Raw genomic sequence first — 23,304 nt, forward strand, 5'->3', positions numbered from 1 at the left:
TAGTTCAAGAGCCGTGTAGGGTTTGCGCCCTTGCGGCTCTTGCTGTATTCCAATGCCACAACATGTTGAGGGCATTGATGAAGGTTGCGGTATATGTTGATGGGTTCAATCTCTACTACAGGGGCTTGAAGAAGACGCCATTCAAGTGGCTCGATCTCTCCGCCTTGGCGCGGGAATTCGTTCGTGATGATGAAAGCCTCGTCTCAATCAAGTATTTTACTGCCGATATCAGCTCAAGAGATGGAAATGCCGAAGCTAAGACCCGGCAGGAAGCCTATCTGAGAGCGCTCCGAACCATTCCAAGCCTCACGATTCACAAGGGTCGATTCCTAGCCAAGACGAAGATGCGACCCCTGGTGCGGGATTCGGCAAGATATGTGGAAGTTCACGACACCGAGGAAAAGGGCTCTGACGTCAATCTTGCCGCGCATCTTGTCAATGATGCTCATCTGGGCAGGTTCGATACCGCGTTTGTCGTTTCCCAAGACACCGACTTGTGTGAGCCACTGAGAATGGTGAACAAGCAACTTGGCAAAACAGTGGGCTTGATTTGGCTTGAGGATTCACGACCCGGCAAGCGCCACCGCGAGGTCTCGAACTTTATCAAACACGCCAACCCCTCGATTCTGCGCCGCTGCCAGTTTCCCGACCCGGTGATCGGGCGGGGCGGTCGCAAGATTGCCAAACCGCTCACCTGGGACTGACAGAACCGGTCGGCACCTCACCCCAACTGCACCACCGCCGCCTCGAAATCCTCGGCGCTGATCACGGCGGTGTGGTGGCCCTTGCCGGCTGTATCGTCCATGCGCCAGATATTGCCGGGGCCGATCTCACGCGCTTCGCCGTCGCTGGCGGTGACGCGCACCGCACCGGCGAGGCAGAGCAGCGTCTGTGACCGCGGCGTCGGGTGGATCGGCTCATCCCACCCCGCGTTCAGCCGCAGGAACACCAGCCCGGTAGCGGGCAGAAGCGCCGAGATATGGATGTCGCGGGCGGGCGGGGCAAAGCTGCGTTCTTGTAGCTTGACCTCTTCATCGCGCCAGTGGCTTTCGCCGCTTGCATCCGCATAGAGATGATTGATCTTCATGGCGCGCCCTCCCGCTGTCCGGTCGCGCATGGTTGCATGGGGCGGGGGTATGGCCAAGGAAATCTTCGCTAATCGGACACCCCCGGCGTCACGTCCCGGATCGGGAACCGCACGCCATCCTCGGTCGCCATCACCAGCCGCTCACCGTTCAGCACGTAGAGATCGCAGCGCGAGAACCCGTTGGCAAAGTCGATGCAGACCGTGCTGTCATCGTTCACCTTGTATTGCCCCTGGGCCGTGCCGCCGCCATTGGCATAGGTGTAGCTGTAGCTCTCATCCTCGAAGAACCGTGCCTCGCCGCCGTCATGGAAAGTGATCGTGTTGCCCCGCAGCCGGTCCGAAAGCTCCACCTCCGAGAACAGCACATCGCCCGCGCGCATGAACCATTCCTGCGCAAAGGCGGGGCTGGCGAGGAGGAAGAAGAGGACAAGGGCAAGGCGCATGAACCGACCCTAGCGCGGATTGTCCGGCCCGCGGGACACGATCGCGCGAGTCCCGTCAGGCCACCATCTGCTCGGCCTTCTTCAGGTCCACCGAGACCAGTTGAGAAACCCCCTGCTCGGCCATCGTGACCCCGAACAACCGGTCCATCCGGCTCATCGTGACCGCGTGATGCGTGATGATCAGGAACCGCGTGTCGGTCTGGCGGGTCATCTCGTCCAGAAGGTCGCAGAACCGGGTCACGTTGGCGTCGTCCAGCGGCGCGTCGACCTCGTCCAGCACGCAGATCGGCGCGGGGTTGGCCAGGAAGACGGCGAAGATCAGCGCCAGCGCGGTCAGGGTTTGCTCGCCGCCCGACAGCAGCGACAGCGTCGAGAGCTTCTTGCCCGGCGGCTGGCACATGATCTCCAGCCCCGCCTCCAGCGGATCGTCGCTTTCGACCAGAACCAGCTTGGCCTCGCCGCCGCCGAAGAGATGGGCGAAGAGCATCCCGAAATTGCGGTTCACCTCGTCGAAGGCGGCAAGCAGGCGCTCCCGCCCCTCGCGGTTCAGGCTGGCAATGCCGCCGCGCAGCTTGCGGATGGCCTCCTCCAGGTCCTCCTTCTCGGTCTTCAGAGTGTCATGTTCCTCGCTGACCTCGCGGGCGTCCTCCTCGGCGCGCAGGTTCACCGCCCCAAGCGCGTCGCGCTGGCGGCGCAGGCGGGTGACATCGGCCTCGATCGCCTCGGCGGAGGGCATCCTGGCGGGATCGGCATCCAGGGTGTCCAAGAGCGCCTCGGGCGTCGTCTCCAACTCCTCCTCGATGCGGGTCGCGGCGGCTTGCAGCACCTCTTGCGCCCCGTCGCGCCTGGCCTCGGCGCGTGCGCGGTATTCGCGGGCCAGCGAGGCTTCTTTCTCGGCCTCCCGCTCCACCGCCACGGCCCCGCGCAGGGCGGTTTCGCCCGCCGCCAGCGCGTCACCGGCGGCCTTTCGGCGGGCCTCGGCCTCGTCGATGGCGGCTTGCAGCTTGTCCTTGCGGGCGGCGATTTCCTCGGGCGCGGCCTGGGCGCGGGCCAATTCCTCCTCGGACTCGGCGCGGCGCGTTTCCAACTCCTCTATCCGGGTCGTGGCCGTGTCCAGCCGCTTGCGCCAGGTTGCCAATTCCTGCGCGATCTGGGCCTGTCGCTTGTCGCGGGCCTCGCCTGCGCGCTTGACTTCCTCATGCGCGGCGCGGGCCGACAAAAGCGCGCTGCGCGCCGCCTCGACGGTTGCCTTTGACGCCTCGACCCGTGCCCGCGCCTCGTCAAGGCTGTCCAATTCGGCCTGCGCGCGGCGGGCCTCCTCCAGCGTTTCGCGGGCGGCTTCGGCCTCGTCGCCATGGCGCGCGGCGGCGGCGCGCAGGGTTTCCAGCCGTCCGGCCAGGATATTGCGGTCGGCCTCGGCGCGGGAGAAGGCGCGGCTGGCCTCGGCCATCTGCTGATCGGCGGCGCGGCGCGCGGCGCGCGCCTGCTTGTCGGCCTCCGTCAACTCGGCCAGACGCGCGGCATTGGCCGCATGCGTGGCGCGGGCACGGTCGGCGGCCAGTTCCGCGCGTTCAAGCTCTGCCGCCAGTTCATTCAGCTGGTTGGCCTGCTGCAACCGCCGCGCAGCGGTCGAGGAGCCATCGGCGGCGGCCAGCGCATAGCCATCCCACCGGTAGAGATCGCCCGCCCGGGTCACCAGCCGCTGACCCGGCAGAAGCTGCGCCTGCAACCCCGGCCCGTCGCCATTCTGGATCACGCCCACCTGCCGCAACCGCCGCGCCAGCGCGGGCGGCGCATCGACATAATCCGACAAAGACGGCACACCGGCGGGCAGGGCTTGTGGCGTCTCGTATTGCTTCAGTGTGGTCCAGCCCGTCGCACCGGCCACATCCGTTTCGGGGGCTTTCAGATCGTCGGCCAATGCCGCGCCGACGGCGGCCTCGTATCCCGGCGCGACGCGCACCCGGTCGAGCAGTTGATTGCCCTGACCGGCCTCGCGTTCCAAGAGCTTCGACAGCGCCCGCACCTCGGCATCGAGCGTGTTGAACTCGCCCTCCGCCTCGGCCCGCGCGGTGCGCGCCTCGCCCTCTCGGGCCTGCGCGGCGGCGCGGGCGGACTCGGTTTCGGTCAGGGTGTCCTCGGCACGGGCGGCCAGGTCGGTGGCCTCAGAGAGCGCGGTTTCCGCCGCCGCGTGATCCTGCGCCAGGGTGGCCAGCCGGGTTTCCGCCGCCTCGGCCTCGGCCAGCGCCTTCTGCGCCTCGCCCGCGTGACGCTCCGCCGCGCGGCTGGTTTCGTCGACGGCGCGCTGCGCCGATTGGTGGCGGGCGGCCAAGCGGGCGGCATCCTCGGTGAGCCGTGAGTGCACCGCCTCTTCATCGGTCATCGAGATCGTGGCCGCGCGCACCGCCTCCTCGGCCTCGGTCAGCGCCGCGCCATGGCCCTCGCCCGCGGCGCGTGAGGCGTTGGCCTCGGCCTCCAGCGTCTCGATGGTGCCGCCGGCATCCGTGTTCAGGCTGGTCTCGCGCGTCAGGTCACGGGTCAGTTGGGCGATCCGGGCCGTCAGCGTCTCGATGGCCTTGCGTGCGCGGGCCTCCTCGGCGCTGACGCTGTCGCGTTCGACCGTGACACGCTGCAACAGCGCCGCGGCAATCGCTTCCTCCTCGCGCAGGGGCGGCACGGCAGTCTCGGCGTCTTCGCGCGCCCGTGTCGCCGCGGTGGCGGATCCTTCGGCTCTGGCGGCGGCGGTCAACGCCTCGCGCAGCGCGGCCTCGGCCTGGGCCCGCGCCTCGTCAGCCTCCTTCCAGCGGCGATAGAGCAAAAGCCCTTCCGCCTGCCGCAACTCGCCCCCGATCTCACGATAGCGCGCCGCCTGACGCGCCTGCCGTGCCAGTTGCGCCAGTTGACCGGCCAGTTGGTCCAGAACGTCATCGACGCGGGCCAGGTTGGTCTCGGCCCCCTTCAGCTTCAACTCGGCCTCGTGGCGCCGCTGATAGAGGCCGGAGATTCCGGCGGCTTCCTCAAGGATCCGCCGCCGCGCCTTGGGCTTGGAGTTGATCAGCTCCGAGATCTGCCCCTGCCGCACCAGCGCGGGCGAATGCGCGCCGGTGGAGGCATCCGCGAACAGCATCTGTACATCGCGCGCCCGCACATCGCGGCCGTTGGTCTTGAAGGCCGAGCCTGCATCGCGGGTGATCCGCCGGATCACATCCAGCGTGTCCGATTCGTTGAAACTGGCCGGGGCGAGCCGTTCGGTGTTGTCGATGGTCAGCGCCACCTCGGCGAAATTGCGCGCAGGGCGGGACGACGCGCCGGCAAAGATCACGTCCTCCATGCCGGCGCCGCGCATCGCGGTGGGGCGGTTTTCGCCCATCACCCAACGCAGCGCCTCCAGCAGGTTGGACTTGCCACAGCCATTGGGCCCGACCACGCCGGTCAGACCATCGGCGATGATCAGATCGGTCGGATCGACAAAGCTCTTGAAGCCATTCAGCCTGAGACGTGAAAACCGCACGCGCTGCCCTGTTGTTCTTGGGGTCGTTGGGGCCACTTTCTGGCAGGGCGGCGCAGGCTGTCAACGGCTTTGCCCCGCATATGGCGGTAAATCGCCGGGTTATCCACAATATATAGGGGCTAACAGGCCAGATCGGCCCGCATCACCGCCTGGTCGCCGCGCAATGTATCCTCGATCACCGTGCAGCCGCTGGCCTGTTCCATCGCGGCCAGGGCGTTCGGGTAGACCTCACCGATGGTGGGAAACGCCATGGTGTTCAGGCGGATCGCCTCGGCCCGGTTGCCGCGCACGCGGACGGTGAAGGAGGTGTTGTCGATCGAAACCTGCGTTGCCTCTGCGCCCATCATCGCGGGGGCGGGCGAATCGCAGGCGGCCAGAAGGAGGGGGAGGAGCAGGAGACGTTTCATGGCGCTTACGCTGACGCGGGCAGGGTTAAGGCGGGGTTAATGCGACCGATGCAATCGCGCCACTGGGGCGGGGGCCACGCGCATGGCCCGGTGTTGAAGCGGGCCTTTCGCACGGCTATATTGGCCCCATCCCGGCGCCGGGGATTGTGACAGGCGCGCAATGTAGGAGGACGACGTCCTGACTGGACCAGTTCAAGCGGCCGCTTCCCCGGCTGCATCCGGCGCGCAAGTGCTGCGCCAAACCCGAGACCTGACCAGCGACACGCTGCTGGATCAGGTGATAGACTCCCTCACCCAGGACAAGGCGGAAGAGGTCGTGCAGATCGACCTGCGCGGCAAGACCCAGATGGCCGATCACATGGTCATCGCGTCGGGCCGGTCATCGCGTCAGGTCACGGCGATGGCGGAAAAGCTGACCGACCGGCTCAAGCAGGTCTTCGGTCTCTCCGCGCGTGTCGAGGGGCGCGATACCGGCGATTGGGTGCTGATCGATGCGGGCGACGTGATCGTCCATATTTTCCGCCCCGAGGTGCGTGAGTTCTATCAGCTTGAAAAGATGTGGTTGCCCGCCGGGCAGGCCTGACACTTTTCATGCGGGTGCATCTTTGCGTTGTGGGTCGCCTGCGCGGCGGCCCCGAGAATGATCTTGTCTCCGACTACCTGACACGGTTCGACCGCACCGGGCGGGCGCTTGGCCTGGGTCCGGCCCGCGTGGTGGAGGTCGAGGACAAGAAGGGCGGCGGCAAGGGGGCAGAGGCGGCGCTACTGCGCAAGGCCGTGCCCGACGGCGCGCTGATCTGTGCGCTGGATGAACGCGGGACGGCCATGACTTCACCCGACTTCGCGGGGCTTCTGGCCGACAAGCGCGACCAGGGGCGTGGTGATATCGCATTCGTGATCGGCGGCGCGGACGGGCTCGACCCCGGCCTGGTCGATCAGGCCGACCTCACGCTCTCCTTCGGGGCGATGGTCTGGCCGCATATGCTGGCGCGCGTGATGCTGGCCGAGCAGCTCTACCGCGCGGCGTCCATTCTGGCAGGCAGCCCCTATCACCGGGCGTGAGAGCCTTCGAAGGCTCTCATGAGCGATTTCGAAATCGCTCATACGGCGCGCGTCGATGCAGCTTTCCGCCGTCAATCCGACCGCTCACCTTGCGTCGTATCGGCCCCGCCCCTAAAACCGCGGGAGCAACTTGAACAAGGCCGCTTCCATGACCGTTCCCAAGCCTGTCGTCCTGTGCATTCTCGATGGGTGGGGCCTGGCCGAGCCCGGCCCCGGCAACGCGCCCTATCTCGCCGATACGCCCAATTTCGACCGGCTGATGACGACCTGCCCCAATGCAACGCTGGTCACCTTCGGCCCCGATGCCGGGTTGCCGCGCGGCCAGATGGGAAATTCCGAGGTGGGTCACACCAATATCGGCGCGGGCCGCGTCGTGGCAATGGACCTGGGCCAGATCGACCTGGCGATCGAGGAGGGCAGTTTTGCCTCCCGCCCCGCGCTGGCGACTTTTGCCGCCAAGATGAAGGCCGCGGGCGGCGTGGCGCATCTGACCGGGCTGGTCTCGGCGGGCGGCGTTCACAGCCATGAGGCCCATCTGCTGGAAACCGCCCGCGTGCTGGTGGGGCAGGGTATCCCCGTCCTGATCCACGCCATCACCGACGGGCGTGACGTCGGCCCGCGCTCGGCCCTCGCCACCCTGCCGGCCTTCGAGGCGCAACTGCCCGAGGGTGCGCGGATCGGGTCCGTGGTGGGGCGCTACTTCGCCATGGACCGCGACAACCGATGGGACCGGGTCCAGAAAGCCGCCGATCTGATCCTGACCGGCAAGGGCGGGGAAGCGAGCACCGCCGAGGAGGCGCTTAAAGCCGCCTATGCGCGCGAGGAGGGGGATGAGTTCGTCAGCCCCACCCGCCTCGCGGCCTACACCGCACCGAAAGACGGCGACGGGCTGCTCTTCGTCAATTTTCGCGCCGACCGCGCGCGCGAGATCCTCTCGGCCCTCGCTGACCCCGAGTTTGACGAGTTCGACACCTCCGCCCGTCCCGATTGGGCCGCAACCTGCGGCATGGTCGGCTATTCCGACCGGCATGACACCTTCCTTGACGTGGTCTTCCCCAAGCAGGAGATCGTCAACACGCTGGCCGAATGGGTCGCGGCCAAGGGGCTGACGCAGTTCCACCTGGCCGAGACCGAGAAATACCCGCATGTCACCTTCTTCCTCAACGGCGGCAAGGAAGCGCCCGTCGAGGGCGAGGATCGCTACATGCCGAAATCGCCCAAGGTCGCCACCTATGACCTGCAACCCGAGATGTCCGCGCCCGAGGTGACCGAAAAGCTCAATGAGGCCATCGAGGCGCGTTATGACCTGATCGTGGTCAATTATGCCAACCCCGACATGGTCGGCCATACCGGCGTGATCGAGGCCGCCGCGCGCGCCTGCGAAGCGGTGGATGAGGGTCTTGGCCAGGCGATGGCGGCGCTGGAGAAGGTGGGCGGCGCGATGATCGTCACCGCCGATCACGGCAATTGCGACATGATGATCGACTCCGAGACCGGCGGCCCGCACACGGCGCATACGCTGAACCCGGTGCCGGTGATCCTTTTCGGCGGGCCGGATGGCGCGACGATGCGGGACGGGCGGCTGGCCGACCTGGCCCCGACGCTGTTGCAGTTGATGGGGTTGGACAAACCGGCGGAAATGACGGGCGAGAGCCTGATCGCATGACGTGGCGGCTCCTCCCTGCGGTCCTCGCCCTTGTCGCGTGGCCCCTCGCGGTGGTCGCGCAGGACGACCCCGCCCTGACCGCACAGCGCGCGTCGGCGATGCTGGAACGCGCGGCCCTCGGCATGGCCGAGGCCGAGGAGGCGCGCGACCGGGTCGAGGCGCTGACCGAAACCATCCGCGCCTATGAGGAAGGGCTGGCCGCGCTCCGCGAAGGCATGCGCCGCGCCGCGATCCGCGAGCAGTCGATCGAGATCGTCTTCGAGGCCGAACAGGACCGCCTCGGGCGCCTCCTGGGCGTGCTGCAATCCATGCAATCCGCCCCCGCGCCGCTTCTGATGATCCACCCTTCAGGCCCCGTGGGCACCGCGCGCTCGGGCATGATCCTGTCCGATGTCACCCCCGCCGTTGCCGCCGAGGCCACCGCCCTGCGCGACCAGTTGCAGGAGCTGGCCGTCCTGCGCGCCCTGCAAGGCGAGGCCGAGGCGCAACTGGCCCGTGGCCTGACCGGCGTGCAGGAGGCGCGCGTTGCCCTCAGCCAGTCCATGGCCGAACGCCGCACCCTGCCGCCGCGTTTCACGCAAGACGCGCAGGCGCTGCAAGACCTGCTTGGCGATGCCGAGACGCTGGACAGCTTCGCCATCGCCCTGCGCAGTGTCGACCTCGTTGGCGGAGCGATGCCCGACATGCCCGCCTTCAGCGCTGCCGAGGGCAGCCTGCCGATGCCCGTGCGGGGCCGCGTCCTGCGTGGCTTCAACACGGCGGACGCGGCGGGGATCACCCGGCCCGGCCTGATTCTCGCGACCGAACCGCGCGCCATCGTCACCGCGCCCTGGGCCATGACCGTGCGCTATGCCGGGCCGCTGTTGAATTACGGCAACGTCGCCATCCTGGAGCCGGAGGGCGACTACATGCTGATTCTGGCAGGCATGGGGCAGCTTTACGTGCGCGCGGGCGACCTGTTGACGGCGGGCGCGCCGGTGGGCTTGATGGGCGGCACCGCGCCTGACCGCGAAGAATTGATCACCCCGGAGGCGCTATCGTCTGGTGAAGACCTGTCAGAAACGCTTTATATGGAACTAAGAGAGGCCGCAGAGCCGGTGGACCCGACGCCGTGGTTCGCATCCACAGATCAGTGAGGATAACGACGCTATGAAACGATTTCTTTTCGCGGCCCTAGGCGGCACCGCTGCCGGGATACTCCTGACCACCCAGGTGGCCGGACCGCTGATCGCGCAGGAAAGCGCGCGCAACACCACCGTCTACGAACAGCTCGACCTGTTCGGCGACGTGTTCGAACGCATCCGTAACTATTATGTCGAGGATGTCGACGAGGCGGAATTGATCGAGGCCGCGATCAACGGGATGCTGACCTCGCTCGATCCGCATTCCTCCTACCTGCCGCCGCAGGACTACGATTCGATGCAGGAACAGACCCGCGGCGAATTCGGCGGCCTCGGCATCGAGGTCACGCAGGAGGAGGGGTTCGTCAAGGTCATCACGCCGATGGACGGCACCCCCGCCGACGAGGCGGGCGTAGAGGCGGGCGATTTCATCACCCATGTCGACGGCACCAGCCTGCTTGGCCTGACGCTCAGCGAGGCGGTCGAACTGATGCGCGGCGAAATCGGTTCCGAGATCGTGATCACCGTGGTGCGCGAGGGCGAAGATGAGCCCTTCGACATCACCATCGTGCGCGACGTGATCCGCATGACTGCCGTGCGTCACCGGCTGGAGGGCAACACCGCCGTCCTGCGCGTCGCCACCTTCTCGGAGCAGACCTATACCAACCTGCGCGACGGGCTGGAGCAGATGATCGAGGAAGTCGGCGGGATCGAGAATCTCGAAGGCGTCGTCCTCGACCTGCGCAACAACCCCGGCGGGCTGCTGACCCAGGCGATCCGTGTCGCCGATGCGTTCATGGAACAGGGCGAGATCGTCTCGACCCGTGGCCGCGACCCCGCCGATGGCGAACGCTACAACGCCACGCCGGGCGACCTGATCGACGGGCTGCCGCTGGTGGTGCTGATCAATGGCGGCTCGGCCTCGGCCTCCGAGATCGTGGCCGGCGCGCTGCAGGATCACAGCCGCGCCGTGGTCGTCGGCACCAACAGCTTCGGCAAGGGCTCGGTCCAGTCGGTGATGCCGGTGCAGGGCGACGGGGCGATGCGCCTGACGACCTCGCTCTACTACACGCCCTCGGGCCGGTCGATCCAGGCGCTTGGCGTGTCGCCCGACATCCTGGTCGAACAGCGCGATATCGGCGAGATCGAGACCAATGGGCGCCCGCAGCGCACCGAGGCCACCTTGCGCGGGGCGCTCTCCAACTCGACCCTGACCGATGACGAGCGGGAGCAACTGGAACAGGAACAGGCCGAGGCGCAGGCCGCGCTTGAGCTGCGCGCCGAGGATTACCAGCTGGCCTATGCCATCGACATCCTGCACGGGCTGAACGCGCTGCGCCCGCGCTGAGGTGGTTGAAAAGCTCTACCGTCCCTGTGTCGGCGTGGTTCTGATGAACCGCGCCGGCAAGCTCTTCGCCGGTCAACGCGCCGATATGGACATTCCCGCCTGGCAGATGCCGCAAGGCGGGGTGGACGAGGGCGAAGACGCGCGAAACGCCGCCCTGCGTGAATTGCACGAGGAGACCGGGATAGGGCCGGATCAGGTAACGGTGCTGGCCGAGACCACGGACTGGCTGCCCTATGACTTCCCGGCGGAGGTCGCGGGCAAGCGGTGGGGCGGCAAGTATCACGGGCAGAAGCAGAAATGGTTCCTGGTGCGCCTTGAGGCCGAGGACGATGTCATCGACCTCGCCTACAAGGACGTGGAGTTCTCGGACTGGCGCTGGATGGAGCCTGCCGACCTGCTGGAGGCCATCGTCGCGTTCAAACGCCCGATCTACACGCGGGTGCTGGAGGAATTCGGACTCGGCTGACGGGCAGCGCCGGGTCTGCTATTCTGCGCCCATCCGTCAAGGAGGCCCCGCCCCGCATGATCCGTTCCCTCACATCCGCCCTTCTGTGCCTGACGCTGCCGACCCAGGCCCTCGCCCTATCCTGCGCGCCCTGGAACGCGGTCAGCACCTACCGTGCGGCGGCCGAGGCCGAGGAGCGGTATGTCATCGCCCTGGGCAGTTTCTTCCGCACCGGCCCCGACCAGGTCACGGAACAGAACGCGGCCGGATCCGATCCCTACAGCTATACCGCCTATTTCGCGGGCGACATGGCCTCGCGCGTCGGCTTTCGCACCCCGATCGAGTTTCCCGTTCAGGTCAATGTCACTTGTGTCGCCAGCTGGTGTGGCACCCCGCCGGGCGACGGCGAGACCGTGCTGGCCTTCATGCAGGTCGATGACAACCGCGACTACAGCCTGCAAATCGGCGCCTGCCCGTTCTGGGCCGTCACCTATCCCGATCAGGCCGATCTGGACCAGATCACCACCTGCATGCGGTCGGGCTGTTAGAGCCTTCGCAGCAGTTCCGGCGTTGGCCAGGCATCGGCGGGCATCCCCAACCGCTCCTGTTCGGCCCTGACAGCGGCCCGTGTGCGTGCCCCCAGGATACCGTCGATCCCGCCGACGTCATGGCCAAGCTGCGTCAGCCGCGTCTGCAAGGCGCGCATCTGGTTGCCATCCAGCCCCGGATCGGGATTGCCTGCGTTATAGACCGGCGCGCCCTCCAGCCGCGTGGCGAAATAGGCGGCTGTGGTGACGTACACGAAGCTCTGGTTCCATTCGAACAGGACCGAGTAATTCGGATAGGCCATGAAGGCGGGGCCGTTGCGCCCCTGTGGCAACAGGATCGAGGCGCGCAGGTTCGTCGCGGGCAAGGCCCCGTTGCGCCCCCGCACCCCCATGCTCTGCCACTCTGACACCCGGCGCGCCGTCTCCAACCCGGTTTCGGACCAATTGAAATTGGCGGGCATATCCACCTCGACCAGCCAGGGCTGGTTCGGCTGCCAGCCCAACTCGCTCAGCAGGTTGGCGCCGGACAGCAGCGCATCGGGCGCCGAGTTCTGAAGATCCACCTGCCCGTCGCCATCGCCATCGACGCCGCGTTCCAGGATATCCTCGGGCAGCATCTGCACCATGCCGATCTCGCCGGCCCATGCGCCCGTGGTGCGGCGCGGGTCCAGGTTTCCGTTCTCATAGAGGCGAAGGGCCGCGAAGACCTGCGGGCGGAACAGCTCGGGCCTGCGGCAATCATGCGCCAGCGTGACCAGCGAATTGACCGTGTTGTAATCGCCCTGGAAGGCCCCGAAATCGGTCTCGAACGCCCAGAAGGCCAGCAGCACCCCGCGGCTGACGCCATATTCCCGCTCCATCCGGTCAAAGACGTTGCGATAGCGTTCGGCGTTGCGGCGGCCATTATCCATGCGGTTCTGGCTGATCAGGCGGCGCGAGAACTCCACGAAGGGCGTGGCGAAGATGCCCTGCCGCCGGTCGGCCTGCAACGTCGCCTGATCCTGCTGCACGCCGCTGAAGAAGGCGTCGATGGCCTGCGCCGAATGGCCCCGTTGCGCCGCCTCCTGCCGCAATCCGTCGACAAAGCCGGAGAAACTGCCGCCGCATTGCTGTGCGTTGGCTGTGGTGGTCAGGGCAAGGCTGAAAAGCGCGGCAGAGATCAATCGCATGGGTCAAATCCTCAGGGTGTGAATCGCGGATCAGAGTAGCAGGCGGTCAGAACAGCACAACCACCCCCGTGAGGCCCAGGATCACCCACCAGACCCGCCACAACACGGCAATGGCCGCCTCGATCTCGGCGACCCCGATCTCGCGCTCACCGCCCGCGTTCACGAACGGAAACTCCCGCATCTCGCCGTGGTAGCTGCGCGGACCGGACAGCGCCACGTCCAGCACCCCGGCCATGGCCGCCTCGGGCCATCCGGCATTGGGCGAGCGATGCAGCCGCGCATCCTGAAGCGTCACGTCGACCGCGCGCGCCGACCAGAAGGCCAGCGCGATCAGCCCCGCCGTCAGCCGCGCGGGGATGTAGTTCAGCACATCGTCCAGCCTTGCCGCCGCCCAACCGAAGGCCTCATGCCGGGGCGTGCGATAGCCGATCATGCTGTCGGCGGTGTTGACGAGTTTGTAGATCAGGATCCCCGGCAGGCCCGCGACGAGGAACCAGAAGGCGGGCGCGACCACGCCATCGCTGAAGTTTTCCGCCGCGCTCTCGATTGCCGCCCGCGCCACGCCCGATTCGTCCAGTGCCGAGGTATCGCGCCCCACGATCATCGTCACCGCCCGCCGTCCAGGGTTCACGCCATAACGCAAGCCATCGGCCACGGCCCGCACATGCGTTACAAGCGAGCGCTGCGCCAGGAGGATCGCCGCTAGCAGCATCGACCAGAGCCAGCCAAGCGGCAGCGCCGCGATCAGCCAGCCCGCCAGTCCCGCAGCCAGCACCAGCGCGGCCAGCACCAGCGCACCCCGCGCCCGCGTCCCGTCATTGAACCTGGTGTCACACCAGCCAATCAGCCGCCCCATCAGAACCGCCGGATGTGGCACATGCGACCAGAGCCATTTCGGCTCGCCCATCACCCCATCCAGCAGCAGTGCCGGGATCAGCAGGGCGGCGCTCATGTCAGCGCGCTTTCCAGCCGAGTCCAATCGCCGGGGCCGGGCAGCCCAAGCCGCAGATACGTCTCTGAATAGGGGAAAACGCGGCTCCAGATATGGGCGCGGGCGAGGCGCACCTGCCAGGCGGCCGCGCTCTCGACATCATAGAGCCGAAACAGATCGGTGCCGCCGATCACTCGCGCCCCGGCCCGCGTCATCAGCCCGTCGAGCCGCAGCGCATCCGCAGACAACCGCGCCCGCGTCGTCTCGGCCCACGCGGCATCGCGCAAGGCCGCGGCGCCCGTGGCCAAGGCAGGCCCCGACACCGCCCATGGCCCGATCATCTCGGAAAGCCGCGCAATCGTCTCGGCCGCCGCAATCGCAAAGCCAAGCCGCAGCCCCGCCAGCCCCCAGAACTTGCCGAAGCTCTTCAGCACGACCACACCGGGCCGCGCCGCCAGATGCACGAGGCTCGCCCCGGGCATCACGTCGCAGAAACTCTCGTCGATCACCGTCAGGGGATTGTCGCCAAGATCGCCCTCATCCCAGACCCGCCCATCGGGGTTGTTGGGATGCACGATGACCCGCGCGCCGCCGGTGCCCTCGCTCCAGCCCGCCGCGCGAAAGGCGGCGAGATGCTCGTTATAGGTGGGTGCGGTGATCTCGACCTTGCCCGGTGCCATCAGTGACGGAATCCGCGCGATCAGGGCCGAGGCACCGGGGGCGGCAAGCACCTCCGCCCCGGCAGGCACGCGCCAGAAGTCCCTTGCGGCCGCATTCAATCCATTGAACGCGCCCGCATCGGGCAGCGCGGTCCAGGCATCGTCAGGCAGGGCAGGGACCGGATAGGCCACCGGGTTGATCCCCGTCGACAGGTCCAGCCAGTTGGCCCGGACGCCGCCATAGGTCGCCACTGCCGCATCGATCCCGCCGCCATGATCGCGTGTCATTGTCATCGGCCCCCCGTCACCCGCCGACAGGGAAAGCCCATTTTCAGGCCGCCTGCAATGCCTCTCGGTCATGCGGCGCGGTCCAGTCGATCAGCGGGTTGATCGGGATGATCCGGTGCGGATTGATGCTGTCATGGCTGTAATGATAGTGCCGCACGATATGGTCGAAATGGATCGTGTCCGCGACACCGGGCCATTGATAGAGCTCCCGCGCATAGCCCCAGAGGCTTGGATAGTCGATCAGCCGCCGCCGGTTGCACTTGAAATGCAGGTGATAGACCGCGTCGAACCGGGCCAGCGTGGTGAACAGCCGCCAATCCGCCTCGGTGATCCGCGTGCCGGTCAGGTAGCGGTATTCCGACAGGATGCTTTCGACCCAGTCCAACGCATCGAAAAGCGCATGGACCGCCGTGTCATAGGCCGCTTGCGTGGTGGCGAAGCCCGCCTTGTAGACGCCATTGTTGATGTCGTCATAAACGCGGGCGTTGACCCGTCCGATCCGGGGGCGCAACGCCTCGGGGTGGAAATCCTGGGTGTCGCCGGTGATGTCGTTGAAGGCCGAGTTGAACATGCGGATGATCTCGGCGCTCTCGTTCGACACGATGGTGCCGCGCGCCTTGTCCCACAGCACCGGCACCGTCACCCGCGTCGTCACATCCGGGTCGGCCTTCAGGTAGATCTCGCGCAGGTAGCGCGCGCCAAAGAGGTCATCGCCCGTCGCGCCGGGGAAATCCTCGGCAAAGGTCCAGCCCTCGCCCAACATATCCGGGTGCACGACCGAGATGCCGATATGATCCTTGAGCCCCTTGAGGGCGCGGAAGATCATGGTGCGGTTCGCCCAGGGGCAGGCATGGCTGACATAGAGGTGATAGCGCCCGCTCTCGGCCTTGAACCCGCCCTCGCCGGAAGGCCCCGCGCTGCCATCGGCGGTCACCCAGTTGCGGAACTGGGACTCCTGCCGCTTGAACGCGCCGTCGGTCGCATCCGTATCATACCATTGATCCTGCCAGGTGCCGTCTACCAGTAATCCCATGTCATACGCTCCCTTATCTATTGCCAAACAGATAGGCGCTGCGCGGGCGCGGTCAAACGCCTTTCACCGCAGGGTTGTCGTGCGTAGTCGCGCAGGTCAGGCCGCGTCGCGGTGGCGGGCGCGGAATTTCTCGGCCTTGGCGCGGTTGCCGCAGCGCGCCATCGAACACCAGCGCCGCCCGACACCGCGCCCCTGGTCGAGGAACAGATGCGTGCAGCGGCGGCATTCGCGCAGCCGCGTGAACTGGTCCGAGCGCATCAGGTCGTCCATCGACAGCACCAGCCGGTCCAGCGGCGTGGCCCCGGGCCCGGGCGCGGTAATCAACCCCTCGCGGGTGATGCGCAGCTCTGACTCGCCGATCACGCGGCGCAATTCCGTGTCCAGGAACAGATGCTCCTCGCGCCCTGGATCGCGCCCTGCGGCAAGCGCGGAAAACACGGCATAGGCCGCTTCGCGCAAGCGCAGCATCGCATCCAGTTGTCGTGCCGAGATATCGGCCGGCATGTCGATACCCGACGCGACCAGCACCTCCCGCAATTCCTGCGCATCGGCAAAACTGTCCTCGCCACGCGATTTGCCGTCATCGCCGACCGTGTTCAGAAATTCGAGAAACGGATGCCCGGCACCCGGTTCAGCGCGCGACGCTGCTCTTGTCATGGAAAGCTGCCCTTGGTGGTCTTCTTGCTCTTCACATATCTGTAACCAACCTGGATCAGAATCACGAGGGTGACGCGACGAAAAACCCCGTGACAGGCGGCGCTTCGCCGATGTCATGACCTGTGGCCCATATGCCGCGTGCTGCATTGCGGCGGAGCGGCCCGAGTTGACCGAATCTGCCACCGCCCCATCTTTCCTCTTAACGACTGCCAAGGATGCCCCCGATGTCCGAAGAATACCTGCCCAAGGAGGTCCTCGACGGCCTGCACGCCGCCCGCCGCAAGGCCGAGCGCAAGCGCAGCCGCCGGTCCGTGCATATCGGCGACGATGTCTACCCGATCCTGACCTTTGCCAATGACGGCTTTGCGCTGGATGCCGAACACGCGCCGCAACTGCGCGGGCTGGTCGATATCTACGAAGGGCCGCGCCACCTCTACCAGGCCCTGATCGTCGCGTCCGAGCTGCATGGCGACGTGATGCGCTATGAATTCAAGCGCAACACCGCCGCCGCCGACCGCGCGGCGCTGGATTTCTACCAGGAAACCGAGGCGCCCATCGCACTTCTGGACAGCTCGAAACACTGAAATTGGCCTTTGCATTCCGGTGCGGCTAGGGTCTATCAGCGCCAAAAGCGCGTCCCACGACCGGGGCGCGCGTTGTCATGTCTTGCGAGGTGCCGCCATGATCCAGACCCCCTATCTGCTGTTCCTGGGCGATGCGCCCGACCAACTGGCCGCCAAGGTGGCGCAAGGCATCCGCGACTGGCGCCCCGACAACGCGGTCGGCCAGTTCCGGATGGAGGGCTGCAAGGCCAGCGTCGGGCTTGACGACTTGGACCTCACCCAGGCGAAGGCCGCCGGTGCGAAGACCCTGGTGATCGGCGTCGCCAACCGGGGCGGCAAGATCTCGCAGGCGTGGAAGAAGGTGCTGGTGCAGGCGCTGGAGGAGGGGTTCGACCTCGCCAGCGGTTTGCACAACCTGTTGCGCAACGAACCCGACCTTGTCGCCGTGGCCGAGGCCTGCGGGCGCGCGCTGCATGACGTGCGGGTGCCGGATGTGGAGTATCCCATCGCGGGTGGCGTCAAACGCACCGGCAAGCGCTGCCTCGCCGTGGGCACCGATTGTTCGGTCGGCAAGATGTATACCAGCCTCGCCGTGGACAAGGTGATGAAGGAACGCGGCCTGAAATCCACCTTCCGCGCCACCGGCCAGACGGGTATCCTGATCACCGGCAACGGGGTGCCGCTGGATGCCGTTGTCGCAGATTTCATGGCCGGGGCCGTCGAATGGCTGACGCCCGACAATGACCCCGATCACTGGGACCATATCGAGGGGCAGGGCAGCCTGTTCCACGTTTCCTATTCCGGCGTGACCATGGCGCTGATCCATGGTGGCCAGCCCGACGCGTTGATCCTTAGCCATGAACCGACCCGCCCCCATATGCGCGGCCTGCCCGATTACGCCCTGCCCTCGCTGGAGACCCTGCGCGACACCGCCCTGCCGCTGGCGCGCATCGCCAACCCGGCCTGCCAGGTGGTCGGCATCTCGGTCAACACCGCCGCGATGGATGAGGAGGAGGCGCTGGCCTGCCTCGCCGAGATCGAGGGGCGCATGGGCCTGCCCACCGTCGATCCGTTCCGGCAAGGGGCCGAACGCCTGGCCGACGCGCTGGAGGCGCTATGATCTCGGTCACCCGCGACACGTTCCGGCTGGCCGAGGTCTTCACCATCGCGCGCGGATCGCGGACCGAGGCGCAGGTGCTGACCGTGCGCGCCTTCCAGGATGGCGTGATGGGATGGGCCGAATGTGTTCCATACGCGCGCTATGGCGAGACCCTGGACAGCGTCACCGCCCAGATCGAGGGGCTGGCGCAGGGCATCCACCGTCAGGATCTGCAAGACGCCCTGCCAGCAGGCGCCGCCCGCAACGCGGTGGATTGCGCTTTGTGGGATCTGGCGGGCAAGCTGACGGGGGCACCGGTCTGGCAATTGGCGGGCCTTGCGAAACCGCGCCCGCAGATCACCGCCTTTACACTGTCGCTGGACAGCCCCGAAAACATGCGCGCGGCGGCGGCGAAACATGCGCACCGGCCCCTCCTGAAGATCAAGCTCGGCACGCCCGACGACATGCCCCGGCTTGAGGCCGTGCGCGATGGTGCCCCCGACGCGCGCATAATCGTCGATGCGAACGAGGGCTGGACGGCGGATGTCTATTCCGACCTCGCGCCGCATCTGTTGCGCCTCGGTGTGCAGATGGTGGAACAACCCCTTCCCGCCGGGGACGATGCCATGCTGGCCGAGATCGAGCGTCCGCTGCCCGTTTGCGCCGACGAATCCTGCCACGACCGCGCCAGCCTGCCCGACCTCAAGGGCAAATATGACATGGTGAACATCAAGCTCGACAAGACCGGTGGGCTGACCGGGGCGCTGGCGCTCCGCGACGCCGCGCGGGCAGCGGGCTATCAGGTCATGGTCGGCTGCATGGTCGGATCAAGCCTCGCGATGGCCCCGGCGGTCCTGGTGGCGCAAGGGGCCGAGGTGACGGATCTGGACGGGCCGCTTCTGCTGGCCGAGGATCGGGACCATCCGCTGACGTTCGACGCGGGCGGTGTGCATCCGGCAAGCTCGGAACTGTGGGGCTGAGTGGCGCGGGCGCTCGGTCGACCGAGCGCACAAGCGGCCCGTCGACGGGCCGCACCACCGCACATCCGGTCCCGTTACCGTCCCAACTGCACCAGCAAACGCGCGGCATCCAGCAGGCCCGCGCGGGTGCCCCTGCCTTTCGGAGTCAGATCTCGCGGATCGGGGCCGACCGGCGGCTTGATTTCTGACATTGTTGTCAGGAATACCGGACAAACCTGGCAAAAACGTAAACGCTTGACCCCGTCCGCGCCCTGCTCGATGACAGGCCAAGCCGCAGCGAAAAGGAGCCCGCGCCATGCCCCGCACCGTCTATGTGAACGGAGAGTATCTGCCCGAGACCGAGGCCAGGGTCTCGATCTTCGACCGCGGCTTTCTCTTTGCCGATGGCGTCTATGAAGTGACCTCGGTTCTGGACGGAAAACTGATTGATTTCGACGGCCATGCGGCGCGGTTGCAGCGGTCCCTGGGTGAACTTCAGATGGCCAATCCGACCACCAGGGAGGCGCTTCTGGAAATCCACCGCGAATTGGTGCGCAGGAATGACATCACCGACGGATTGATCTACCTTCAGGTCACGCGCGGCTCGGATGGCGACCGCGATTTCGTCTTTCCGGCCGAGGATACCCCCCCCACTATCGTCTTGTTTACGCAAGACAAGCCGGGGCTGGCGGATAACCCCGTGGCCCGCAAAGGGTTCAAGATCATCTCGATCGAGGATCAACGTTGGGCCCGGCGCGATATCAAGACGGTGCAGCTTCTCTACCCCTCGATGGGCAAGATGATGGCCAAGGCGGCGGGCTGTGACGATGCCTGGATGGTCGAGGACGGGTTCGTCACGGAAGGAACCTCTAACAACGCCTATATCGTGACGCAGGACGGCACCATCGTCACCCGGCAGCTCTCCAACGACATCCTGCACGGCATCACCCGCGCCGCCGTGTTGCGCTTTGCCCGCGAGGCGCAGATAAGGGTCGAGGAACGGCCCTTCACCATTGAAGAGGCGCAAGCCGCGCGGGAGGCGTTCATCACCTCCGCCTCGGCCTTCGTCATGCCCGTGGTCGAGATCGACGGAAAACCCGTAAGTGACGGGAATGTCGGGAAAATGGCCACGCGCATCCGCGAGATTTACCTTGAGGAGATGCGCAAGGCGGCGGTCTGAGCGCCACCTTGCCGCGTTGATTCAAGCCCCGAAGGCGACCGTATTCCATTGCGCGTCGATGGTGAGATCGGGGATATCCGCCGCCGTCAGTGAGGCCAGCTCGGCTACGACAATGCCATCCACTGCAACCGCAAGAGATTGATCGGCCGTGCCGGTGCCGCGTTCTTCGAAGGTGATTTCGGGGGGCGCGGACGGATCACCGCCGCGAACCCGGACCGCCAGAACATCGTTGGCCGGGTCGAAGGCCGAGACCTGGACCGGGTCGAACGGCGCAATGCCCGGGCCGATACGCAGTTCGTCCATCGCCTGGCTGGACTCACTCAGGTCGACGATGTCGCCTTCGCTTGTATAGATGATGTCACTGCCTTCGCCGCCGATCAGGGTGTCCGGGGCGGCTGTGGAACCTGTCGACAGGTCCTCATCCCCCCTTAGGGTGTCATTGCCCGCACCACCGTCGATGACGTCTGCACCGCGGCCGCCATCGAGCCGGTCATTGCCGTCACCGCCATTGAGCGTGTCGTCGCCACCCTGGCCGCGCATCAGGTCGTTTCCATCGCCGCCGCTCAGCGTGTCTTCGCCGCCCGAGCCGTTCATGGTGTCGTTACCGTCGCCACCCTCCAGCACGTTATTGCCGTTGCGACCCTGCAAGAAATCATCGCCGCCATTTCCGACGAGGCTGTCATCGCCGCGCCCGCCATCCAGGTAATCGTCGCCGTTGTCGCCGATCAGCGTGTCATTGCCGCCGAACACATCGCGCACATAGTCGCCGTCATCGGTGGAGAGCCCGTCCTGCGTCCCGGCATAAAGCAGGTCGTCGCCGTCGCCGCCAAGGACACTGTCGATGCCCGTTCCGCCAACCAGCGTGTCGGTGCCGGCCCCGGCGTAAAGCGTGTCATTCTGCCCACCGCCGTGCAGGCTGTCATCGCCGTCATTGCCCGCCAGCAGGTCATTGTTGCCTTGCCCGTTCAGCGTGTCATCGCCGTCTCCGCCGCGCATATCGTCATTGCCGCCCGAGCCGTCCATCAGGTCGTCGCCCGCGCCGCCCTCGATCCGGTCGGAATCGGGCCCGCCCCAGAGGTAGTCATCACCCTCGCCGCCAACGAGCGTGTCCTTGCCGCCCGCGCCGCGGATGTCGTCATTGCCGAACCCACCATCCAGCAGGTCATCGCCATCCATGCCGCGCAGATTGTCGAAGCCGCGCTGGCCGCTGAGGGTGTCGTTGCCATCCTGCCCGGTCAGGTAGTCGGCCCCGTCGCCGCCATTCACGATATCATCCAGCAGCGAACCGGTGACGGTGTCGTTGCCGTCGCCCGCGAAGACGGTGCCTTCCCCGCCTTGGAGAGTGACCGAGTCGTCGCTGTCGGTCAGGAAAAAACCGGTTGAATTGCCGCCGCCTGAGCCGCCGCCGCCCCCTTCGGAGCCGTCACCGGACGGGGCCGGTTCCTCGGAATCGGAGCCTCCGTCATCGAAGAGAAACGCCAGGCCCAGAAGCGCCAGAATCGGCAACAGGACAAGTTCACCACCCATCACGAAAAACCCCAAAGAAAACTCAAGCAATCTGAGGAGGTTAACAGAGCATTAACGGTTTGCCATATCGAAACGGGAAACAATTGTCGTGGACTGTTTCCCGTAACGACGGGGTTGCGCTCGATCGACCGAGCGCTTGCGCGGCCCGTCGACGGGCCGCGCCCCCCTTATCAGGCCGCCGGTTTGCGGCTTCTGCGGCGGCGATTGCCGGACGGCGCGCCCACCCCTGCGGGTTTGCCCTGGGGCCGCCCGCCGCGACGGCCACCGCCCCCGCGCGTGGGCTTGTCAACCTTGACCTCTTCCGGCTTGCGGCCCGAGGCGACCGGAATGTCCTTCTTCATGACCTTCTCGATCTGGTTCAGCAGGCCGACCTCCTCGGCGCAGCAGAACGCGATCGCCTCTCCGTCCTTGCCCGCCCGCGCGGTGCGACCGATGCGGTGGACGTAGTTGTCGGGCACTTCCGGCAGGTCGTAATTATAGACCGTGCGCACATCCGGGATGTCGATGCCGCGCGCGGCCACATCCGTTGCGACCAGGATCTTGACCGCCCCCTCGCGGAACCCCTTGATGGCGCGGTCGCGCTGGTTCTGGCTCTTGTTGCCGTGGATCGAGGCGGCGTTGTAGCCATCCTTGACCAGCCCCTTCATCAGCTTTTCCGCCCCGTGCTTGGTGCGCGAAAAGACGAGGGACAGCGTGTCGGGGTGACGGTTCAGAAGCTCGCGCAGCTTGACGGGTTTTTCGGTCTTGGGAACGAAATGCAGGCTCTGCGTCACCTTGTCGGCAGGCTTGCCCGGAGGGGCGACCTGCACCCGGCGCGGGTTGGTCAGGTAGGCGGCGCTCAACTCCTCCATCTGTTTCGGCATGGTGGCCGAGAACAGCATGGTCTGGCGCGGCGTGCCCAGTTCCGGCGCGATCCGGCGCAGCGCGTGGATAAAGCCCATGTCGAGCATCTGGTCGGCCTCGTCCAGCACCAGGAATTTCGCCTGGTCCAACCGCACGGCGCGGCGGTCCATCAGGTCGATCAGGCGCCCCGGCGTGGCGACGAGGATGTCGATGCCACGGGCCAGGAACCGGATCTGGTTGTTGATGGACTGCCCGCCCACCACCGTGCCGACCTTGAGCCGGGAGCCCTTGACGTAAAGCTTCAGGTTCTCGGCGATCTGGTTCACCAGTTCACGCGTGGGGGCCAGGATCAGCGCCTTGACGCATTTCGGGTCGGGGCGGCCAGGATCGTTCAGCAGCATCTCGGCCAGCGGCAGGCCAAAGGCCGCGGTCTTGCCGGTGCCGGTCTGGGCCAGGCCCATGACGTCATGACCGTCCAGCGCCAGCGGGATGGCCTGGTTCTGGATCGGGGTGGGTTGGTCGTAACCGGCCTGCTTGATGGCGGTCAGAAGGGTCGGCGAGAGGCCGAGCATGTCGAAGTCGAACAAATCTATTCCTTTCCGGCGCGAGGTCGCGCGCGGGGTGTGTAACTGCATTGCCCCGGCAGGCGCCGGAGCCGCGAAGGGTGCGGCCAGGGTCTCGACAAACGGGCGTATCCCGCTGGTCCGTCCGGGCCGTCAGACCCTGCGTGATGGGGGCTGGGGGAATTTCGGGGCCTG

Annotated in this window: 23 protein-coding genes; 12 read left to right on the top strand and 11 right to left on the bottom strand. The window is 66.5% G+C overall.

Translation table 11 applies throughout. The features are described 5' to 3' along the window. The first annotated feature begins 77 nt into the window (after window positions 1-77). The gene (locus HNS34_RS04540; protein ID WP_172318471.1) at window positions 78-704 is read left to right on the top strand and encodes an NYN domain-containing protein; all 627 of its coding nucleotides are present in this window, start codon (window positions 78-80) and stop codon (window positions 702-704) included. A 17-nt stretch (window positions 705-721) separates the two neighbouring features. Here the strand turns inward: HNS34_RS04540 and HNS34_RS04545 are convergent, their stop codons facing one another. The 4 genes from HNS34_RS04545 to HNS34_RS04560 form a co-directional block, all read right to left on the bottom strand. Then, window positions 722-1,087 (bottom strand): cupin domain-containing protein, encoded by a 366-nt coding sequence (locus HNS34_RS04545; protein WP_172318473.1) that lies wholly within the window; start codon window positions 1,085-1,087, stop codon window positions 722-724. 68 nt (window positions 1,088-1,155) lie between these two features. Next, a complete protein-coding gene (locus HNS34_RS04550) occupies window positions 1,156-1,530 on the bottom strand; it encodes a hypothetical protein (protein WP_172318475.1) in 375 nt (124 codons plus the stop codon). A 55-nt stretch (window positions 1,531-1,585) separates the two neighbouring features. Beyond that, a complete protein-coding gene (gene smc, locus HNS34_RS04555) occupies window positions 1,586-5,041 on the bottom strand; it encodes a chromosome segregation protein SMC (protein ID WP_172318477.1) in 3,456 nt (1,151 codons plus the stop codon). 119 nt (window positions 5,042-5,160) lie between these two features. Continuing rightward, window positions 5,161-5,448 (bottom strand): hypothetical protein, encoded by a 288-nt coding sequence (locus HNS34_RS04560; RefSeq protein WP_172318479.1) that lies wholly within the window; start codon window positions 5,446-5,448, stop codon window positions 5,161-5,163. Between the two features lie 232 nt (window positions 5,449-5,680). Between HNS34_RS04560 and rsfS the strand changes: the two genes are divergently transcribed. The 7 genes from rsfS (at window position 5,681) to HNS34_RS04595 (ending at window position 11,638) form a co-directional block, all read left to right on the top strand. Next, complete coding sequence (gene rsfS, locus HNS34_RS04565) at window positions 5,681-6,031, top strand: ribosome silencing factor (RefSeq protein ID WP_214647433.1); 351 nt, start codon at window positions 5,681-5,683, stop codon at window positions 6,029-6,031. Between the two features lie 8 nt (window positions 6,032-6,039). Continuing rightward, window positions 6,040-6,510: a 23S rRNA (pseudouridine(1915)-N(3))-methyltransferase RlmH gene (gene rlmH, locus HNS34_RS04570; protein WP_172318483.1), complete on the top strand. Its 471-nt coding sequence runs from the start codon at window positions 6,040-6,042 to the stop codon at window positions 6,508-6,510. A 148-nt stretch (window positions 6,511-6,658) separates the two neighbouring features. Next, window positions 6,659-8,176: a 2,3-bisphosphoglycerate-independent phosphoglycerate mutase gene (gene gpmI / locus HNS34_RS04575; protein ID WP_172318485.1), complete on the top strand. Its 1,518-nt coding sequence runs from the start codon at window positions 6,659-6,661 to the stop codon at window positions 8,174-8,176. After that, complete coding sequence (locus tag HNS34_RS04580; protein ID WP_172318487.1) at window positions 8,173-9,312, top strand: murein hydrolase activator EnvC family protein; 1,140 nt, start codon at window positions 8,173-8,175, stop codon at window positions 9,310-9,312. Before gpmI ends, HNS34_RS04580 begins: the two co-directional genes overlap by 4 nt. Window positions 9,313-9,325: 13 nt before the next feature. Beyond that, on the top strand, window positions 9,326-10,645 hold the full coding sequence (locus HNS34_RS04585) for a S41 family peptidase (RefSeq protein ID WP_172318489.1): 1,320 nt from the start codon (window positions 9,326-9,328) through the stop codon (window positions 10,643-10,645). A gap of 1 nt (window position 10,646) precedes the next feature. Continuing rightward, window positions 10,647-11,111 (top strand): RNA pyrophosphohydrolase, encoded by a 465-nt coding sequence (locus HNS34_RS04590; protein ID WP_172318491.1) that lies wholly within the window; start codon window positions 10,647-10,649, stop codon window positions 11,109-11,111. A gap of 56 nt (window positions 11,112-11,167) precedes the next feature. Beyond that, complete coding sequence (locus HNS34_RS04595; RefSeq protein WP_172318493.1) at window positions 11,168-11,638, top strand: hypothetical protein; 471 nt, start codon at window positions 11,168-11,170, stop codon at window positions 11,636-11,638. Here the strand turns inward: HNS34_RS04595 and HNS34_RS04600 are convergent. The 5 genes from HNS34_RS04600 to HNS34_RS04620 form a co-directional block, all read right to left on the bottom strand. Further along, window positions 11,635-12,807 carry a lytic murein transglycosylase gene (locus HNS34_RS04600; protein WP_172318495.1) on the bottom strand — a complete coding sequence of 391 codons (1,173 nt, stop codon included), beginning with the start codon at window positions 12,805-12,807 and terminating at the stop codon, window positions 11,635-11,637. The genes HNS34_RS04595 and HNS34_RS04600 overlap by 4 nt on opposite strands. A 46-nt stretch (window positions 12,808-12,853) precedes the next feature. Continuing rightward, a complete protein-coding gene (gene cbiB, locus HNS34_RS04605; RefSeq protein ID WP_172318497.1) occupies window positions 12,854-13,759 on the bottom strand; it encodes an adenosylcobinamide-phosphate synthase CbiB in 906 nt (301 codons plus the stop codon). Continuing rightward, a complete protein-coding gene (locus tag HNS34_RS04610; protein ID WP_172318499.1) occupies window positions 13,756-14,691 on the bottom strand; it encodes a threonine-phosphate decarboxylase in 936 nt (311 codons plus the stop codon). The genes cbiB and HNS34_RS04610 overlap by 4 nt, the downstream gene beginning before the upstream one ends. 37 nt (window positions 14,692-14,728) lie before the next feature. Then, window positions 14,729-15,718, bottom strand: coding sequence for a glutathione S-transferase family protein (locus tag HNS34_RS04615; RefSeq protein WP_172318501.1), 990 nt, complete (start codon window positions 15,716-15,718; stop codon window positions 14,729-14,731). 96 nt (window positions 15,719-15,814) lie between these two features. Then, window positions 15,815-16,375, bottom strand: a complete 561-nt coding sequence (locus HNS34_RS04620) for a CGNR zinc finger domain-containing protein (RefSeq protein WP_214647420.1) — start codon at window positions 16,373-16,375, stop codon at window positions 15,815-15,817. A 224-nt stretch (window positions 16,376-16,599) separates the two neighbouring features. On the opposite strand from HNS34_RS04620, the gene HNS34_RS04625 reads away from it, so the two are divergent. From HNS34_RS04625 to HNS34_RS04640, 4 genes are all read left to right on the top strand, one after another. Beyond that, window positions 16,600-16,959: a hypothetical protein gene (locus HNS34_RS04625; protein ID WP_172318503.1), complete on the top strand. Its 360-nt coding sequence runs from the start codon at window positions 16,600-16,602 to the stop codon at window positions 16,957-16,959. A 97-nt stretch (window positions 16,960-17,056) separates the two neighbouring features. Continuing rightward, complete coding sequence (dgcN, locus tag HNS34_RS04630) at window positions 17,057-18,058, top strand: N-acetyltransferase DgcN (RefSeq protein ID WP_172318505.1); 1,002 nt, start codon at window positions 17,057-17,059, stop codon at window positions 18,056-18,058. Beyond that, window positions 18,055-19,017, top strand: a complete 963-nt coding sequence (gene dgcA, locus HNS34_RS04635; protein WP_172318507.1) for an N-acetyl-D-Glu racemase DgcA — start codon at window positions 18,055-18,057, stop codon at window positions 19,015-19,017. The genes dgcN and dgcA overlap by 4 nt, the downstream gene beginning before the upstream one ends. Before the next feature lie 295 nt (window positions 19,018-19,312). Beyond that, on the top strand, window positions 19,313-20,176 hold the full coding sequence (locus HNS34_RS04640) for a D-amino-acid transaminase (protein WP_172318509.1): 864 nt from the start codon (window positions 19,313-19,315) through the stop codon (window positions 20,174-20,176). A gap of 21 nt (window positions 20,177-20,197) precedes the next feature. Here HNS34_RS04640 and HNS34_RS04645 read toward each other — a convergent pair whose 3' ends face one another. Together HNS34_RS04645 and HNS34_RS04650 are read right to left on the bottom strand one after the other, a co-directional pair. After that, window positions 20,198-21,733: a calcium-binding protein gene (locus HNS34_RS04645; protein ID WP_172318511.1), complete on the bottom strand. Its 1,536-nt coding sequence runs from the start codon at window positions 21,731-21,733 to the stop codon at window positions 20,198-20,200. Between the two features lie 140 nt (window positions 21,734-21,873). After that, window positions 21,874-23,133, bottom strand: a complete 1,260-nt coding sequence (locus tag HNS34_RS04650; protein ID WP_172318513.1) for a DEAD/DEAH box helicase — start codon at window positions 23,131-23,133, stop codon at window positions 21,874-21,876. Between the last annotated feature and the right edge of the window lie 171 nt (window positions 23,134-23,304).

Source organism: Alterinioella nitratireducens, from assembly GCF_013155465.1.
GTDB lineage: Bacteria > Pseudomonadota > Alphaproteobacteria > Rhodobacterales > Rhodobacteraceae > Alterinioella > Alterinioella nitratireducens.

Bases quoted from the DNA above. Each gene is read 5' to 3' on its own strand.
- HNS34_RS04585 (WP_172318489.1), top strand. From the start codon at position 9,326: ATGAAACGATTTCTTTTCGCGGCCCTAGGCGGCACCGCTGCCGGGATA.
- HNS34_RS04615 (WP_172318501.1), bottom strand. From the start codon at position 15,718: ATGGGATTACTGGTAGACGGCACCTGGCAGGATCAATGGTATGATACG.
- rlmH (WP_172318483.1), top strand. From the start codon at position 6,040: ATGCGGGTGCATCTTTGCGTTGTGGGTCGCCTGCGCGGCGGCCCCGAG.
- gpmI (WP_172318485.1), top strand. From the start codon at position 6,659: ATGACCGTTCCCAAGCCTGTCGTCCTGTGCATTCTCGATGGGTGGGGC.
- dgcA (WP_172318507.1), top strand. From the start codon at position 18,055: ATGATCTCGGTCACCCGCGACACGTTCCGGCTGGCCGAGGTCTTCACC.
- HNS34_RS04580 (WP_172318487.1), top strand. From the start codon at position 8,173: ATGACGTGGCGGCTCCTCCCTGCGGTCCTCGCCCTTGTCGCGTGGCCC.
- HNS34_RS04640 (WP_172318509.1), top strand. From the start codon at position 19,313: ATGCCCCGCACCGTCTATGTGAACGGAGAGTATCTGCCCGAGACCGAG.
- HNS34_RS04625 (WP_172318503.1), top strand. From the start codon at position 16,600: ATGTCCGAAGAATACCTGCCCAAGGAGGTCCTCGACGGCCTGCACGCC.
- HNS34_RS04620 (WP_214647420.1), bottom strand. From the start codon at position 16,375: ATGACAAGAGCAGCGTCGCGCGCTGAACCGGGTGCCGGGCATCCGTTT.
- dgcN (WP_172318505.1), top strand. From the start codon at position 17,057: ATGATCCAGACCCCCTATCTGCTGTTCCTGGGCGATGCGCCCGACCAA.
- HNS34_RS04560 (WP_172318479.1), bottom strand. From the start codon at position 5,448: ATGAAACGTCTCCTGCTCCTCCCCCTCCTTCTGGCCGCCTGCGATTCG.
- HNS34_RS04540 (WP_172318471.1), top strand. From the start codon at position 78: ATGAAGGTTGCGGTATATGTTGATGGGTTCAATCTCTACTACAGGGGC.
- HNS34_RS04595 (WP_172318493.1), top strand. From the start codon at position 11,168: ATGATCCGTTCCCTCACATCCGCCCTTCTGTGCCTGACGCTGCCGACC.
- HNS34_RS04550 (WP_172318475.1), bottom strand. From the start codon at position 1,530: ATGCGCCTTGCCCTTGTCCTCTTCTTCCTCCTCGCCAGCCCCGCCTTT.
- HNS34_RS04600 (WP_172318495.1), bottom strand. From the start codon at position 12,807: ATGCGATTGATCTCTGCCGCGCTTTTCAGCCTTGCCCTGACCACCACA.
- cbiB (WP_172318497.1), bottom strand. From the start codon at position 13,759: ATGAGCGCCGCCCTGCTGATCCCGGCACTGCTGCTGGATGGGGTGATG.
- HNS34_RS04610 (WP_172318499.1), bottom strand. From the start codon at position 14,691: ATGACAATGACACGCGATCATGGCGGCGGGATCGATGCGGCAGTGGCG.
- HNS34_RS04545 (WP_172318473.1), bottom strand. From the start codon at position 1,087: ATGAAGATCAATCATCTCTATGCGGATGCAAGCGGCGAAAGCCACTGG.